This window comes from Mammaliicoccus sp. F-M27 (genome assembly GCF_022387115.1).
Lineage (GTDB): Bacteria > Bacillota > Bacilli > Staphylococcales > Staphylococcaceae > Mammaliicoccus > Mammaliicoccus vitulinus.
In genome coordinates this window covers 1-15,415 of record NZ_JAJNIE010000004.1, presented here as the reverse complement: position 1 = coordinate 15,415, position 15,415 = coordinate 1, and the positions used below count along the sequence as shown (strand labels likewise).

Sequence of the window (15,415 nt, the reverse complement as noted above, 5' to 3'; positions counted from 1 at the left end):
TTATTTTAGCTAAATATAATAACGAGAATAATAATGGCTGCAACTTGAGCGATATATGAAGTTACAATTCTTTTCGTGTAAAAATATAGCGTAGATAATATTAATTGAGCTAAAAATATAAAGATAAATATAGCAAAATGATTTAAATATAAAAATAGCGAACTAGATGCAAAAGCACTTACAACAATTGCAACAAGAGGTTGCGAAAATTTAAGTTGTAATTGGTTTTGTAATATTGTTCTTATATACAGTTCGTGACACGGTATCGCAATCACAATTGTAACTAACATTTGCCATTTATAAAAAACGCCCGCTTGCATTAATTCTTTCAATAATGATGCATATGATAAACCATTATAAATTTGGGATAATAACAGTTGAAGTATTACTAGCAATACTGCACCAATTAAACCATATCCTATTGATTGTAATAATCGTTTAGACTTAATCTCGCGTTGATAAAAGACATAGCTAATGCCTGCAATCATCATGATGCCAGTATATAAGTACCAGAATACTTCTTTTTCACCTTGCATAACAAATAATATAAAGTGAAAAATAATGTAACTTGATATGAACCATATTAATTGAGGATTAATTTGTTTTTTCACTATTATCCCTCTTCAGAAATTATAGTATAACGCTTGTGATTCACTACTGTTTTTTCAGGTAGTTCTAAACTTTCAAAGTTATCCATGATTGTTATATCTACTATAACTGAGTTTTCATTGATTTTTTCAACTCTACCTTTTAAGCCATCTTGAAATTCTATGATATTTCCTACTTCTGCGATTGTCATGTTATTCCTCCTAAATAATACTATTGAAACATTATACTAAATAACCTTTAGTTAATAAAGTAATAATAAGATATACGTCTATTTTATCACAAACATATCATATATATGATTAATTAAACATATGGTAATATGAAAGTGAGGCTATTAGGGGAGAAAACAAGGAGGAAATATAAATGAAATTTGTAAGTAATAATGATATTAATGATCCAATGATTAATTTAGCGATGGAAGAATATGTTCTAACTTCTCTACCTAAAGATGATAGTTATTTTTTATTCTATATTAATCAACCATCTATTATAGTTGGTAAAAATCAAAATACGATTGAAGAAGTTAACCAAGAGTATGTTGAGGCTAACAACATTAAAGTTGTGAGAAGAATCTCAGGCGGTGGCGCAGTTTATCATGATTTAGGGAATTTGAATTTTAGCTTTGTTACTAAAGATGATGAAGATAGTTTCCACAATTTTGCCAAATTCACTCAACCGATTGTTGACGCTTTAAATGAAATGGGTGTTAAAGCAGAATTATCAGGTAGAAATGATATTCAAGTCGGTGCAAAGAAAATTTCTGGTAATGCGATGGTCAAACAAAAAGATAGAATGTTTTCACATGGTACTTTAATGTTAAATAGTGAAATTGAAGAAGTTGTAAATGCTTTAAGAGTTAATGAAGCAAAAATTAAATCTAAAGGTATTAAATCTATACGCTCTCGTGTTGCTAATATTCAAGAATTTTTAGAAGAGCCAATGGATATTGAAACATTTAAACAACGTATTTTAACTTCTATATTTAAACAACAAGGTAGTGAAGAAGTAGAAGAGTACCATCTTACAGATGAAGACTGGGAAAAAATTAATGAATTAAGTCAAAATAAATATCAAAAATGGGAATGGAATTATGGAAAGAACCCTAAATACAACTTTGAAAGAAGTCACAAATTTGATAGAGGTTTAGTTCAAATTAAATTAGATGTTAAAAAAGGAATTATAGAGCATGCGGCAATATTTGGTGATTTCTTTGGTGTAGGTAATGTAAATGATATTGAAGAGGTATTAATAGGTGTACAACATCAAAAATCTTCTCTAAAAGAAGCGCTAAAAGATATCGATGTATATCATTACTTCGGAGATATCGATAAAGAAGAGATTATCAATTTAATGTTATAAAATAAAAGAGACTATTTTTGAAGGCGTTCAAAAGTAGTCTCTTATTATGTGTTAAATTTTAAATAACAACTCACGATTGCAAATCCTCCAACTGTATTAATTCTTCACTGTATTGTTCAAATAAAGTATTATTACGATTCGCAAGTGCTTCATCAATTAAAACCATTAATTCTCGTTTACGATTTTCACGTAAAGCAGAGTCAATTACAAGCTCAACTGATAAATCATTTAAGTTATTAACAAAAGTTTCTAAACTCTGATGCTTAACTTGAGAATATTGTTTCATTTTAAACAACCCCTTGACTTTATTTGTTAAAATTATAGCGTATTTATTTTCTAAATGCAATGAATATTCAGAAATTTTAAAAAGTTATTTTATTAGTAGTAAATTTTGATAAACTAACTTTATATGTACATTATAATTTAGTATTTATAATATTCAAATTATTTTGCTCATAAACACTGTAGTAAGTTGTAAATGATTGTTAAATAGGATTTACAAAATTGAAAAACTAAAATTAAGGAGATGATCGGATGTATAAATTGAAAATGTGGGACCATGTGCAATTATCAGCACCATATGGATCAGAAGAGCGAGCTAGAGCATTTTACGTAGGGCAATTAGGATTTAACGAAGTTGAAAAACCAGAAACTTTAAAAGGTAATGGAGGCATTTGGTTTAATATTAATAACGTAGATTTACATATTGGCATTGAAGAAGATTTTAAACCTTTAAAAAAAGCGCATCCGGCAATCAATGTAGAAAATCTTGAAAGCTTAATTGAACATTTAACGAATGAAAAGATCGAATTTAAAACGGATAATAGATTTCCGGGTGCTAAAAGACTACACTTGTTAGATCCTTTTAAAAACAGACTCGAATTTATAGAAAAGTAATAGTATTTTGTAATTATAGTATTGACTCTAATCTAAATGTGTAATATATTTTATTCAAAGATATAGAAAACTCAAAAAACAACTTAGAGAGGAGCATGCTATGAAAAAGTATGTCATTAAACAGAACACAATGTATATAAGGGGTATCAAAGTAAATGAACAGACTGTTCATACTGAGGTTTCTGAAGCAGGTAAATCACCGTTTATAGTCAAACAGAAACCTCAAGAAATTATGAATCACTCCTGTCGCTTCTATGGAGAACATTTTCAAGAAAGAAAATTATTCACGAAACGCCTCACAAGTATTACGAGTAAGCCTCCTATTTTAGTATCACCTGTAACATCTACTTATTTCTTCTGTACACATTCCGAAAGATATACAGAAAACACATGGATTAATTTACTCTACGTTAAACATTTCACTAAATATAAAGGTGATAAAACTAAAAAATCTTTTTAGAGCAAGATCAAACCCTCGTATTTCCAATTTCATTTCACATTATCAACCATCAATATTTGAACTGCACATGTCTGTATTATAAGAATCATAGAAATAATATTTTTATCAAACAACTGAATATGCCTAATATCGACTTAACACAAGATGGATATAGTGTGTTAGATGTTATAAAGATGTATCTTAAAAATCATCATTAAAGAGTTAAAGTGAACATTAACGGAACATGTGCTACTAAAGTGTAAATGTTCCGTTAATTTTTTTAAGTTTACTCTTGAAAATATCTTCATGATTGATATAATAGTATTTGTGCTTGATAGAAAGCATATTATTCCACAGTAGCTCAGTGGTAGAGCTATCGGCTGTTAACCGATCGGTCGTAGGTTCGAGTCCTACCTGTGGAGCCATGGAGATGTACTCAAGTTGGCTGAAGAGGCGCCCCTGCTAAGGGTGTAGGTCGTTCTGCGGCGCGAGGGTTCGAATCCCTCCATCTCCGTCACAAAGTCTGTAACCGTTATGGTTGCAGGCTTTTTTGTATATGGAAGGCTTTTATAAGTGTATAATGGACCTAAATATAAGCTTGAAAGGAGATTTTTATGACTGTCAATTTAGAGTTAATGCAGGCGCGTGATTTTAAAGATTTTTACGAAGTTTCTATGAAAGAATTTGCCGAAGAACAAGTGAAAAATGGAACGTGGGATGCAAGCGAAGCTGACAGTAAAGGTAGAGCGTATTTTGAAAAATTACTACCTCAAGGATTACAAACTGAAGGGCATAAAATTTTTACGATTCATTTAGATGATGAACAGGTCGGTATTTTATGGTTACATGTTTTTGAAAAGAATAATACTTTGAAAAGCTTTATTTATGATATAAAAATTGATGAAATACATAGAGGCAAAGGTATAGGAAAAGAGACGATGAAAGCCTTGGATGGATATTGTAAAAATCATCAAATCGAAAGTATTCGACTGCACGTCTTTGCTCATAATAAAAGAGCATATTCATTATATGAAAAAATGGGGTTTGAAACGACAAACTACTATATGGAAAAGAAATTATAAAGTAAGTTTAGAAATTTAATACCGGAGTGATAGATTTGTTGAAATTGAAAGAATCTCGAAATGTATATTTAAAAGGTGGTAACGAAGCAGTGTTATTGTTGCATTCTTTTACAGGCACGGTTAGAGATGTTAAAGATTTGGCTGTTACATTAAATGAAGAAGGGTATACATGTTATATACCTGCTTATAAAGGTCATGGTTTGAGTGTAGAATCGTTGTTGAAATACAATACGGATGATTGGTGGCAACAAGTACAAAACAGTTATCAATTTTTGAAAGATGAAGGTTATAAAGATATTAGTGTCCTTGGTGTGTCATTGGGAGGTTTAATGTCATTAAGACTTGTTGAAACAAGCGACATTAAAAAATGTGTTGTGATGTCGGTACCTAATAATCGTACAAGTATTGATATAAAACGTAGACTTTATAGCTACGGTAAAAGAATCAATCAAATTCAAAATTTAGACCAAAATGAAAGTGACCGACAACTTGCGCTTATTGATGGATATGATGAAGGCGCTCAAGTTTTCAGTAGTTTTATTGAACAAACGATGAAAGAGCTATGCAGTATCCAAATACCAATTTCTATTATGTATGGAGAACTTGATCAATCAACTTATAAAGATAGTGCTGAACATATTTATAAAGAAATAGGTACACAGCAGAAAACGTTCACTTCATATGAAAAAGCAACGCATCTTATGACACGAAGTGATGACAAAGAGAAAGTGGAAAAAGATATTATTCAATTTTTAAATAAATAATAGTGAGCGCTTTTAGATTTATAAGGTTGGGATACTAGCTTTGAGGGTATTGTATGATTCACAATAAATAAATCTAATCAAAAGTAATATAAAAAGAACAGCACGAACATTTTGCAAGTTCGTACTGTTCTTTTTTAAATTGTTATAGTCCACCTAGTAAACCGCTAATATATACAGCTAGTGCTAATAATAAGCCGAATATCGTGTTAGCTTTGCCAGTTGCTGCCATAGCAGGCATCATTGACTGTGGCGTATCATTCTTATTAAAGCGTCGTACAGCTTTAATTGGGAATGGTACTGAAATAAGTACGAGCAACCATAATATTGAACCATATGGCTTAAATAATGCTAAGTAGATAACAAATACGTATGAGAAAATGTACAGAATCGCCATTGTCATAAGTGAAAATCTTTTTCCGACTAAAATAGCGTATGTTTTTCTACCACTTTGTTTATCTTTTTCGCGGTCTCTAATGTTATTGGCTAAGTTAATGAGCCCGATTGTAATAGAGACAGGTATACTGAGTAGTGCTGGATAAAAACTTAATGTACCGGTTTGTATGTAGAATGAAATCATGACAATAACAAATCCCATAAAGATTCCAGCGAATATTTCTCCAAATGGTGTCCATGATATAGGATATGGTCCACCTGTATAAAAATATCCAATGGCCATACAAAAAAGTCCTATAGGTATTAATAACCAAGTACTTTGCATACAAATATAAATACCTAAAAGCACTGCGATAATATAAAATGCGATAGCTAAGTTATAGACGGATTTTGGTGACATACCATTTCTAACTATAGCACCACCTATACCAACAGATGTGTGATCATCTAATCCACGTTTATGATCGAAATATTCATTAAACATATTTGTTGCTGCTTGTATTAAAATGCTTGCTAATAGCATAGCTAATACTACTGTAATTTTAATGGATGCTTCAGCACCTGTTAAAAATATTTTTGATGAAGCTGTACCTAGTAATACTGGTACAAATGAAGCAGTAAGTGTATGCGGCCTCATTAAATGATAATATTTTTTTACGCCAGAATGCTGTGATAAATTTTGTGACATTTATTTACCTCTTATTATTAATATTTTTGACAGTATTAGTATATGCCTTCATCATCAATTGGTCAATCACGGTTATTGTGTAATATTTTAATATATATTCTATTTTAAAAGTACAATATTAACGCATGTTGTGTTAAAAAATGATAAAATAAGAAGATAGATATTTATCGGAAAGAAGTGGAAGTGAAATGGCCTTGAAGAAGGATTTGAAGCAAAAAATGATTTCTGAAATCGATGGTAATAAAAATTATATTTCAGTTGAAATTGAGCTTCAATATCAACCAGATTTAATCCATTTATTAAGGGAAGAAATCAATTATATAGGACAACGTTTTTATTACAAATCTAAGGATTACAAATTAGAAATGTGTGGTATCGGTTATTTATTAGAAGCTAGATATTCACATTTAGAGCACGATGAGATATATGAGTATTGGCAAAATATTAAAGAACAGTTAAATACGATGGTCTTTCATGAAGATAAACATCATTTAAAATTCTTTGGTGGATTTCAATTTTCAGAGCATTCTTTAACGAACGAATGGAAAGATTTTGGAATGAGTCATTTTGTATTACCAAAATTTATGATTACGAAAGAAAATGGTCGTTGTTACTTAACGTACACTGACCATAGTCATAAGTTTGATATAGATAACATAGAAGAAATATTGAACATTGTTGAATCAAAAGCTCAAGCAAGAACAGTATCAGAACCAAAAATGGTTGCTAATAAAGATATTCAAAGCGAAGAGTGGAAAGCATTAGTTACAAAAGTAGTAGCATTGATGAATGAGTCAGTCGCTCTACAAAAAGTTGTATTAGCTAGAAGGAGAAAAATTGAATTTCAGGATAATGTAGATGTTGAAGATGCATTACAAAGGTCATTAGATAGTAATGAAGCAAGTTATTTATTATTATTTGAATCTGGTAAGTCTCAATTCATTTCACAAACTCCAGAACAATTATGCCAAATAGAGAATGGAAAACTTTATACGAACGCAATTGCTGGAACGATAGCTAGAACAGAAGATGAATCTGAAAATAACATTTTAAAAGATGAGCTCTTAAATGATTCGAAAAATCAATTTGAACATCGCTATGTTGTTGATAGCATCATCCATGATATCCAGTCCTTTACGAAGCAATTAGAATACGATAAAAAACCAACGATTTTAACAAACAAACATTTATATCATCTATATACGAAGATTCAGGCAGATTTATTATCTGAAAATGTTTTAGAAATCGTAAATCAATTACATCCTACACCTGCTCTTGGAGGATTCCCAAAAGTAGAAGCTATTAAATTTATAGAGCACGAAGAGTTTGGTACGAGAGGATTTTATGGTTCGCCGTTAGGTTATATTGATTTAGAAAATAATGGTGAATTTATTGTTTCTATTCGTTCAATGCTTGTAAAAGGAAAGACAGCCACATTATATTCAGGTTGTGGCATCGTAAAAGATTCAAATGCAATCTCAGAATTTGAAGAAACAGATTTAAAATTCAAACCAATGTTAAAAGCACTAGGAGTGATGTAGATTTGAGTACACATACCGAAAGTCTAACTAAACAAGTATTCACATTTGTTTCGAAATTATATGAGTATGGCGTTGATGATGTCGTAATCAGCCCTGGTTCTAGATCTACACCATTGGCAATTGCATGTGAAAGACACCCTCATATAAAAACATGGATACACCCTGATGAAAGAAGTGCAGCTTTCTTCGCACTAGGCATCATCAAAGCTAGTCAGAAACCAGTTGCGATCATTTGTACGTCAGGAACTGCTGCTTCAAATTATACACCTGCTGTTTCTGAGGCGTTTATTAGTAGGTTGCCGCTTGTCGTCGTGACGAGTGACAGACCTCATGAACTTAGAAATGTTGGTGCACCACAAGCAATTAATCAAGTGAATATGTTCGAGAATTTCACGAAATTTCAATTTGATATGCCTTTAGCCGATGAAACAGAAGGTACTATAAACGCAATTAATATGAATATGATTAAAGCTGAAAAACATTTTGTTGGACCACAAAGAGGCCCAATTCATTTTAATTTCCCATTTAGAGAACCTCTTATTCCAAACGTTAAGCTTAGAAGATATTTATCTTCTAAAAGAAAAATAGCAACTAAATATCAAAAGTCAATTGACTTTTCAAATATTCAAACCTACATTGAAAAGCCTCGTGGTGTTGTTGTAGTTGGAGATACACAAGGTCAAGATTTGTCACAAATCTTAACGTATTCAGCGATTCATAACATTCCAATCTTGGCAGATCCATTGAGTAACTTAAGAAAGTTAAATCATCCAAATGTTATAGCTACTTATGATGCACTTTTCAAAGGTGGTTTAAAAATAGAACCACAATTTATCATAAGAGTAGGGCAACCAGTTATTTCTAAACATTTAAATAATTGGTTGAAAGATATAAAATGTCCACAAATACTTGTTCAAAATAATGATACACCAGATGCATATCCAAAAGTGCCAACAATTTCTGTAGAGTTAAGTCCAAATGATTTCTTCAGACAAGCTCAAGATGTAACACCAACTCAAAATAAAAATTGGCTAGAAAAATGGATAACAATGGATAAAGAAGCAAGAGTATTAATAGATGAGTATATACAAGAAGAAACCGACGAAGGAGCAGCTGTTGGTAGTTTGTTGAAAAAAATGTCGTCTAAAGATACTGTTTTTGTAGGTAATAGTATGCCGATTAGAGATGTTGATACATTCAATTTAGACTCCAAAGCTGAGATTGCAGCAAATAGAGGTGCTAATGGCATTGATGGTGTTGTTTCAACCGCTTTAGGCATGTCAGTTTATAATAAAGTCACATTAATTATTGGAGATATTTCATTCTTCCATGATATGAATGGACTTATTATGAGTAAATTGCATGACCTTGATATTACAATAGTGTGCTTAAACAATAATGGTGGCGGTATTTTTAATTACTTAGCCCCGAAAGAAGAAGCGCCTGAACATTTTGAAAAATTATTCGGTACACCGCTTGATTTAGATTATCAACATGTAGCGCATTTATACGAATTAGGATATGAAAAATTTGAAGATGTTTCTGACTATAAACGTCAAACTTTACCTCAATTTGGTTCATATTTGTATGAAATTATGACGAATAGAGAAGAAAATACAGAAACACATAGAGAATTATTTGCAAAAATGAAAGGCATTCAATATGTTAACTCACCACGTTAAACAACTTGATGTTGATAAGCCAACGATTATATTGTTACATGGTTTTATAAGTGATCACACGACTTTCCATCTAGTCGAAGATGATATAACTAATCAAGGCATTAATGTGATAACTGTAGACCTTCCTGGTCATGGCAGTGATCAATCAAGTTACGATGAAAAATGGTCAATGGAATTTATAGCAAACCACATTAAAAAAATAGTGGACTATTATCAGTTGAAAAATGTCTATCTACACGGATATTCAATGGGCGGACGTGTTGCATTAAGTTTTGCAACTCAATTTCCTGAGTTGTTAAATGGCCTTATATTAGAAAGTGCGAGTCCTGGTTTAGCAAATGATGAAGATAAGCTTAGTCGTATAGAAGTAGATCATAATAGGGCACGTTATATTCAAAATGTAGGTATGAAACAATTTGTAGAAGAATGGTCTCAATTACCACTATTCAAGAGTCAATCGATGCTGTCATCTGAAGAAAGAGAACGTATAAAGCAAATGAGACTTTCACAAACGCCTGATGGACTAAGCAAAGCTTTAATAGATTATGGAACTGGTGCCCAACCTTCATATTGGAAAGCATTACATGCGCTTGAAGTGCCTACATGCATAATAGTAGGAAGCGAAGATAAAAAGTTTATAGAAATAGGTAAACAGATGCACGAAAGTATTAAAAATAGTAAATTTCATATTGTAAATGAAGCTGGTCACACAATTCATGTGGAACAACCCACAAAATTTGATACAATGATAATAGATTTTATTTTAGGAGGCAAATTATGTCAAGACAATGGGAAACTATAAAAGAATATAAAGAAATTAAGTATGAATTTTTCGAAGGAATCGCAAAAATTACGATAAATCGCCCAGAAGTACGTAATGCATTTACACCATTAACTGTACAAGAAATGATCGATGCATTTTCAAGAGCAAGAGACGATCAAAGAGTAGGTTCAATTATTTTAACAGGTGAAGGCGACTTAGCATTCTGTTCAGGTGGAGACCAATCAGTACGTGGACATGGTGGATATGTTGGAGAAGATCAAATCCCAAGACTTAACGTATTAGACTTACAACGCTTAATCCGTGTAATCCCTAAACCAGTTATAGCAATGGTAAGAGGTTATGCTATCGGTGGCGGTCACGTGTTGCATATCGTATGTGATTTAACAATCGCTGCTGATAATGCAAGATTTGGACAAACTGGACCTAAAGTAGGATCATTCGATGCTGGTTATGGATCAGGTTATTTAGCTAGAATCGTTGGACATAAAAAAGCTCGTGAGATTTGGTTCTTATGTCGTCAATATGATGCTAAAGAAGCAATCGATATGGGACTTGTTAACACTGTAGTACCATTAGACAAAATAGAAGACGAAACAGTGCAATGGTGTAAAGAAATGATGGAACACTCACCAACAGCATTACGCTTCTTAAAAGCTGCTATGAACGCAGATACAGATGGACTAGCGGGATTACAACAATTCGCTGGAGACGCAACATTGTTATACTATACTTCAGAAGAAGCGAAAGAAGGTCGTGACGCATTTAAAGAAAAACGTCAACCAGACTTCGATCAATTCCCTAAATTCCCATAATATAGATAAAGAGATTGGGATATATTGCTCAACTCAAAATAAATAAGCATATCACGTTACTGATTTTTCTCAGTAAATAGTGATATGCTTATTTTTTATAGTAAATGCTTTTTAACGACTTGTTCGATTATTGTAGGTATTTCTTCAAATGCGCTCTTCATATTAATACGTTCTGTAACTTGATGTGCGTCTTTTCCTATAGGCCCGATATTAATAACAGGTGCGCTTATCTCTTTTATATCATTAAAAGGTATAAAGTAAGATTCGTTAAATACTGGAGTTTGCTCAATGTAACTTTCAAACCCTAAGTCATCTTGTCTATATTTTGCGTAACTTAAATCACTAATACCATTGAAGAAATATTGTCTTTGAGAAACTCTATTAAATTGAGATAAGGAGACTTCACTTACTGTTTCTACTATTTCATCAATAAACGAATCCTCTGATGAGTGAGCTGCTGGATAATAGGGTGGCGCAAAGAATGTTATGATACTTGGTCCAAGCTCCTTGAGCATATGCATGAAGCGATCAGTGATCTCTATTGATTGTGCTCTGTCATCATGTATGTGTTCAATGACCTCATTTATGACATGTTTGATATGCGCTTCTCCAAATTCTTTAATTGCTAAATCTTTTAATTCTTTAAAAGTTAATACATTTATAGATATATTTTTAAGATAACCTTCAGATTTTAAAATTTCTTGGTAAGATTTCTCACAAGTTGAAACAGCTTCTTTTACGATATTGTTAAAAATTGTAAAAATATCCTCGGCGTTTCGTTGAAACAAGAATACATTATATAAAGCCACTGTACGGAAAGGCGTTTGTACATCATAGTGGTCTTTAATATCTCGACTCATAAGAGAAACGGGGAGTGGTGTGATTTCGTCTTTATAATGTTCTTTAAATAATGTGCTATATTCTATCTTGTTATTAATAAAGCTTTGAATGTAATTTGAACTGATACCGTTTAAAGGTTGCCCGACATGTGTTTCTTTACCATAACATAGTGTAGAGGGCATAATTTTTCCTATAGTACCTGAATAAACGTAATGGTTTGAATCTTTTTCTGCTTGTGAAAATGTTGGTTCACTATTTAAATGTAAGACGATTTCTAAATTGTCTTCTTTACGAATTTGATTCAGTCTTTCAACTGCTTTATGCATGCCTTTAGATTCAACTTCTTCGTCTGGAACAGAAATGACTATAATATTGATATCCCACGCTTTTTGAATGGCTTTTTCAATAAGTGACATATGTATCATAAGTCCTGGTTTCATATCCATAGAACCACGTCCAAATAAGTAATTACCAGAATGGATATCTTCTTTACCATCAGGTGTTAAATACTTGTCATCTTGGCGGAAAATTTCTGTAATGCGATCCATATCAAATGCTGCTTCTTTATACTCACTATAGTCATCGACACCAACTGTATCAAAGTGACTAATACACACAAGTGTTTTTTTAGTTTTTGGTGCTTTATAATATGCCAATACTGCATGTCGACCATCCCCAGTCGGATGCAATATAACTTGATCGGAATATTTTTTGAAATAATCGAGTTTTAAGTATTGTTGCTTTAAAAAATATGGAAAGGATTTTTCACCTTCAGAATGTGTAATGGAATCATGCTGTACTAAGTTTTTTAATAAATTTTTTCGATCTTCAAATGTTTGCCATAAAAAGTTCATTAAAATTCAGCCCCTTTAAAATACTTCTTGAATCATTCTTTCCAATCTATTCAATCCTTCTTCAAGGGATTTTATATTATAAGCATATGAAATTCTTATATAGCCTTTGCCAATATGTGTGAAAGCTGAACCAGGTACGATTGCTACATGATAGTCTTCGAGCGCTTTCATACAAAATTCGTAATCATCCATACCAAATTGTGATATTTGAGGGAATATATAAAATGCGCCTTGAGGTTTTTCATTCAAGATAAAGCCCATTTCAATTAAACGTTTATAAACATAATCACGACGTTCAATATACGCTTTGTTCATTTCTTTTGGTGAGTCGATTGCATTTGTAAGTGCTTCTATAGCAGCATATTGGCTTGGTACGTTTGCGCAAATACAATTATATGCATGAACAAAAGTTAATTGCTTCATTACATATTCAGGTCCGAGTAGAAAACCAATGCGTAAACCTGTCATAGAGTGTGATTTACTTAATCCACCTAATAAAATACATTGGTCTTTAATAACATCATATGAAGCAAATGATGTGTGTGGTTGGCCAAAAGTATTTTCAGCATAAATTTCATCGCTGATGATGTATATAGGGTAGGCTTTAAACACGTCAATGAGTGCTTCGACTTCTTGCTGGTTTAAAGTTATACCAGTTGGATTGTTAGGATAGTTTAATAATATTGCTTTAGTTTTATCGGTAATATGAGCTTCAACTAAGTCTGGTGTTATTTTTAATCCAGTTTGGGTAGTATCTATGTATATAGGTTTAGCCCCTAATAATTCTATGAGAGGGACGTAGCCGGCATATACAGGAGATGGTATTAATACTTCATCACCTTGTTCAAGTATGCCTCTTAAAGTAGTATCTAACGCTTCACTTGCGCCATTAGTTATTAATATTTCATCTGTTGTAAAAGAAGCATTGAAACGATTTTTGTAATAAGATTGTACAACTTTTCTCAATTCTAACAATCCTGCATTATGAGAATAAGACGTAAAATTTTGATCGATTGCATCTTTCATTGCTTCTTTAACACTGACTGGTACTTGAAAGTCAGGTTGTCCAACAGTCAAGTTTACGACATCATCAATTTCAGGTATGCGGTTAGATATAGCTCTTATACCAGACACTTGAAGTTGAGATGCAAATTTATTTAATGGTAATTGCATTTTTTTCACCTCTTCAAAACGATAATTTAATTATAACGATAAAAAGAGAACAAATAAATGAATATAGCAAAAATTTAGAAAACGTATTACAATAAGGGAAACATTACAATAAAAGGGGATGTTTATATGGTGAACTTAAATAATATGAATCAACGATTAAAGTTATTACTTTCTTTAAATATTTTTGAATGGTTACCACATCCAACTTTTGTGCTCATACAAAATAATGATGAACAATGGATGATTTCATTTGAAGAAGATTCAATACATATATGTAGAGCAGAAGCTCAGTTACCACATTTTCATCGTTACTATTTCGGACAAGATAATCGCCTTATTAAAAATGCACAATTTCATATTAAATTTAAATCAAAAGAAGAACTGTCATTTGATGAAAGAAAATTTGTTTCTGATTTTATGCAACCTACAGAAAAAAAAGAGAATCCTATTTTATTTATACAATCAGATACACCTTATACCCAAGAGTGGATTGATTACTTAACATATTTACTAAGTGCAAGTTATGAAGTGTTAGAAAACCTATACAATAATAATCATGAACTCGCACCGGTAACACATAAACATGTCCAAATACCAGCCTATTTATTAAATAGTGAAGATAAATATATTGGTACGATTCCATATGAATCTTTAATTAGATAAATTTCAATCTCGATATAACAAAAAAAGCCTATCCTTTGAGTGTTTGAACTGCACCCTGTCAAGTAGACAACTAAATAATAAAAATGTATTTTTGGTCGAATTCATAGCTATGCTATAGATTCGGCCATTTTTAATGTAATTCTATTAGTATTATAAAAATGGATATACTTAGTTAATTCATCTACTGCCTGTTCATAATTTATAAAAGAAAAGTTCTTGTTTCCTTTATAAATTTCACTTTTCATCATTCCCCATACTGATTCCATTGGCCCATTATCAATACAACAGCCTACACGTGACATACTTTGAATCATTTTATACTCTTTTAATTTTGCTTTGAAACTTCTAGAAGTATATTGAAACCCTCTATCGCTATGAAAAATAATACCCTTGGTATTTTTTACTTGTTTAACTGCTTTTTCAAGCGTATTAAATACTAATTGGTTATTATTTGAACTACTCAATTCATAACTTAAAATTGTTTTACTACCCAAATCATAAATCGCACTTAAGTATATTTTATTACCATTTTTTAATTTGAATTCAGTCACATCGGTTAACCATTTCTTATTCTTCTTACTTTCATTAAATGATCTGTTTAAAATATTTTGCGCAGTTACTTCAGGAGTAAAAAGTTTATATCGCTTGGCTTTACGACGTATAATAGCTTTTAATTTTAATTGTTTCATTAATCTATAAACACGCTTATGATTAACATGTTTATTTAATTTAAGACGGATATAAATATAAATGCGTCTATAACCATAAATACCTTGATATTGATGATAGATATCGTTGATATCTTCCATTAATGTATTATTTTCAATCTCTCTCT

At 31.5% G+C, this 15,415-nt stretch carries 17 protein-coding genes and 2 tRNA genes; 12 read left to right on the top strand and 7 right to left on the bottom strand.

The window, feature by feature from the left end; all coding sequences use genetic code 11:
* Positions 1-5: 5 nt before the first annotated feature.
* Positions 6-611, bottom strand: coding sequence for a CPBP family glutamic-type intramembrane protease (locus LQ598_RS05765; protein ID WP_016911640.1), 606 nt, complete (start codon positions 609-611; stop codon positions 6-8).
* Positions 612-613: 2 nt separating this feature from the next.
* Complete coding sequence (locus LQ598_RS05760; RefSeq protein WP_016911639.1) at positions 614-799, bottom strand: YkvS family protein; 186 nt, start codon at positions 797-799, stop codon at positions 614-616.
* A gap of 173 nt (positions 800-972) precedes the next feature.
* Between LQ598_RS05760 and lplA the strand changes: the two genes are divergently transcribed.
* Entirely contained in the window at positions 973-1,968 is a 996-nt protein-coding gene (gene lplA, locus LQ598_RS05755; protein ID WP_103322899.1) for a lipoate--protein ligase, read from the top strand.
* Positions 1,969-2,038: 70 nt separating this feature from the next.
* Here lplA and LQ598_RS05750 read toward each other — a convergent pair whose 3' ends face one another.
* A complete protein-coding gene (locus tag LQ598_RS05750; protein ID WP_016911637.1) occupies positions 2,039-2,254 on the bottom strand; it encodes an IDEAL domain-containing protein in 216 nt (71 codons plus the stop codon).
* A 248-nt stretch (positions 2,255-2,502) separates the two neighbouring features.
* On the opposite strand from LQ598_RS05750, the gene LQ598_RS05745 reads away from it, so the two are divergent.
* The 6 genes from LQ598_RS05745 (at position 2,503) to LQ598_RS05720 (ending at position 5,150) form a co-directional block, all read left to right on the top strand.
* Complete coding sequence (locus tag LQ598_RS05745) at positions 2,503-2,865, top strand: VOC family protein (protein ID WP_016911636.1); 363 nt, start codon at positions 2,503-2,505, stop codon at positions 2,863-2,865.
* Positions 2,866-2,965: 100 nt separating this feature from the next.
* Complete coding sequence (locus tag LQ598_RS05740; protein WP_239745350.1) at positions 2,966-3,325, top strand: competence protein ComK; 360 nt, start codon at positions 2,966-2,968, stop codon at positions 3,323-3,325.
* A gap of 329 nt (positions 3,326-3,654) precedes the next feature.
* Positions 3,655-3,729: transfer RNA gene (locus LQ598_RS05735), tRNA-Asn, on the top strand.
* 1 nt (position 3,730) lies between these two features.
* Positions 3,731-3,818, top strand: a tRNA-Ser gene (locus tag LQ598_RS05730).
* Positions 3,819-3,918: 100 nt separating this feature from the next.
* On the top strand, positions 3,919-4,386 hold the full coding sequence (locus tag LQ598_RS05725; protein ID WP_107536708.1) for a GNAT family N-acetyltransferase: 468 nt from the start codon (positions 3,919-3,921) through the stop codon (positions 4,384-4,386).
* Between the two features lie 35 nt (positions 4,387-4,421).
* Positions 4,422-5,150: an alpha/beta hydrolase gene (locus LQ598_RS05720; protein WP_107536709.1), complete on the top strand. Its 729-nt coding sequence runs from the start codon at positions 4,422-4,424 to the stop codon at positions 5,148-5,150.
* 142 nt (positions 5,151-5,292) lie between these two features.
* Here the strand turns inward: LQ598_RS05720 and LQ598_RS05715 are convergent, their stop codons facing one another.
* Complete coding sequence (locus LQ598_RS05715) at positions 5,293-6,231, bottom strand: 1,4-dihydroxy-2-naphthoate polyprenyltransferase (RefSeq protein ID WP_016911633.1); 939 nt, start codon at positions 6,229-6,231, stop codon at positions 5,293-5,295.
* 188 nt (positions 6,232-6,419) lie between these two features.
* Between LQ598_RS05715 and LQ598_RS05710 the strand changes: the two genes are divergently transcribed.
* The 4 genes from LQ598_RS05710 to menB are packed head-to-tail and all read left to right on the top strand — an operon-like array spanning position 6,420 to position 11,050.
* Positions 6,420-7,772 (top strand): isochorismate synthase, encoded by a 1,353-nt coding sequence (locus LQ598_RS05710; protein WP_016911632.1) that lies wholly within the window; start codon positions 6,420-6,422, stop codon positions 7,770-7,772.
* A 2-nt stretch (positions 7,773-7,774) separates the two neighbouring features.
* A complete protein-coding gene (menD, locus tag LQ598_RS05705; protein WP_107536710.1) occupies positions 7,775-9,454 on the top strand; it encodes a 2-succinyl-5-enolpyruvyl-6-hydroxy-3-cyclohexene-1-carboxylic-acid synthase in 1,680 nt (559 codons plus the stop codon).
* A complete protein-coding gene (gene menH / locus LQ598_RS05700; RefSeq protein WP_107536711.1) occupies positions 9,435-10,256 on the top strand; it encodes a 2-succinyl-6-hydroxy-2,4-cyclohexadiene-1-carboxylate synthase in 822 nt (273 codons plus the stop codon). The genes menD and menH overlap by 20 nt, the downstream gene beginning before the upstream one ends.
* Complete coding sequence (menB, locus tag LQ598_RS05695; protein ID WP_026023210.1) at positions 10,229-11,050, top strand: 1,4-dihydroxy-2-naphthoyl-CoA synthase; 822 nt, start codon at positions 10,229-10,231, stop codon at positions 11,048-11,050. The genes menH and menB overlap by 28 nt, the downstream gene beginning before the upstream one ends.
* 95 nt (positions 11,051-11,145) lie before the next feature.
* Here the strand turns inward: menB and LQ598_RS05690 are convergent, their stop codons facing one another.
* Positions 11,146-12,744 carry a M20/M25/M40 family metallo-hydrolase gene (locus LQ598_RS05690; RefSeq protein WP_239745349.1) on the bottom strand — a complete coding sequence of 533 codons (1,599 nt, stop codon included), beginning with the start codon at positions 12,742-12,744 and terminating at the stop codon, positions 11,146-11,148.
* 15 nt (positions 12,745-12,759) lie between these two features.
* Positions 12,760-13,917: an aminotransferase class I/II-fold pyridoxal phosphate-dependent enzyme gene (locus LQ598_RS05685; RefSeq protein ID WP_239745348.1), complete on the bottom strand. Its 1,158-nt coding sequence runs from the start codon at positions 13,915-13,917 to the stop codon at positions 12,760-12,762.
* A 126-nt stretch (positions 13,918-14,043) separates the two neighbouring features.
* Between LQ598_RS05685 and LQ598_RS05680 the strand changes: the two genes are divergently transcribed.
* Positions 14,044-14,580 (top strand): hypothetical protein, encoded by a 537-nt coding sequence (locus tag LQ598_RS05680; RefSeq protein WP_107536713.1) that lies wholly within the window; start codon positions 14,044-14,046, stop codon positions 14,578-14,580.
* A gap of 107 nt (positions 14,581-14,687) precedes the next feature.
* Here LQ598_RS05680 and LQ598_RS05675 read toward each other — a convergent pair.
* Positions 14,688-15,415 (bottom strand): IS3 family transposase (locus LQ598_RS05675; RefSeq protein ID WP_239719748.1); only part of this gene is annotated, 728 nt, incomplete at its 5' end.

What these genes read in the sequence shown, in the direction of transcription:
- LQ598_RS05745 (WP_016911636.1), top strand. Translation starts at nt 2,503, where the DNA reads ATGTATAAATTGAAAATGTGGGACCATGTGCAATTATCAGCACCATAT.
- LQ598_RS05740 (WP_239745350.1), top strand. Translation starts at nt 2,966, where the DNA reads ATGAAAAAGTATGTCATTAAACAGAACACAATGTATATAAGGGGTATC.
- LQ598_RS05725 (WP_107536708.1), top strand. Translation starts at nt 3,919, where the DNA reads ATGACTGTCAATTTAGAGTTAATGCAGGCGCGTGATTTTAAAGATTTT.
- menH (WP_107536711.1), top strand. Translation starts at nt 9,435, where the DNA reads ATGTTAACTCACCACGTTAAACAACTTGATGTTGATAAGCCAACGATT.
- LQ598_RS05685 (WP_239745348.1), bottom strand. Translation starts at nt 13,917, where the DNA reads ATGCAATTACCATTAAATAAATTTGCATCTCAACTTCAAGTGTCTGGT.
- LQ598_RS05750 (WP_016911637.1), bottom strand. Translation starts at nt 2,254, where the DNA reads ATGAAACAATATTCTCAAGTTAAGCATCAGAGTTTAGAAACTTTTGTT.
- LQ598_RS05715 (WP_016911633.1), bottom strand. Translation starts at nt 6,231, where the DNA reads ATGTCACAAAATTTATCACAGCATTCTGGCGTAAAAAAATATTATCAT.
- LQ598_RS05680 (WP_107536713.1), top strand. Translation starts at nt 14,044, where the DNA reads ATGGTGAACTTAAATAATATGAATCAACGATTAAAGTTATTACTTTCT.
- lplA (WP_103322899.1), top strand. Translation starts at nt 973, where the DNA reads ATGAAATTTGTAAGTAATAATGATATTAATGATCCAATGATTAATTTA.
- LQ598_RS05690 (WP_239745349.1), bottom strand. Translation starts at nt 12,744, where the DNA reads ATGAACTTTTTATGGCAAACATTTGAAGATCGAAAAAATTTATTAAAA.
- LQ598_RS05710 (WP_016911632.1), top strand. Translation starts at nt 6,420, where the DNA reads ATGGCCTTGAAGAAGGATTTGAAGCAAAAAATGATTTCTGAAATCGAT.
- LQ598_RS05760 (WP_016911639.1), bottom strand. Translation starts at nt 799, where the DNA reads ATGACAATCGCAGAAGTAGGAAATATCATAGAATTTCAAGATGGCTTA.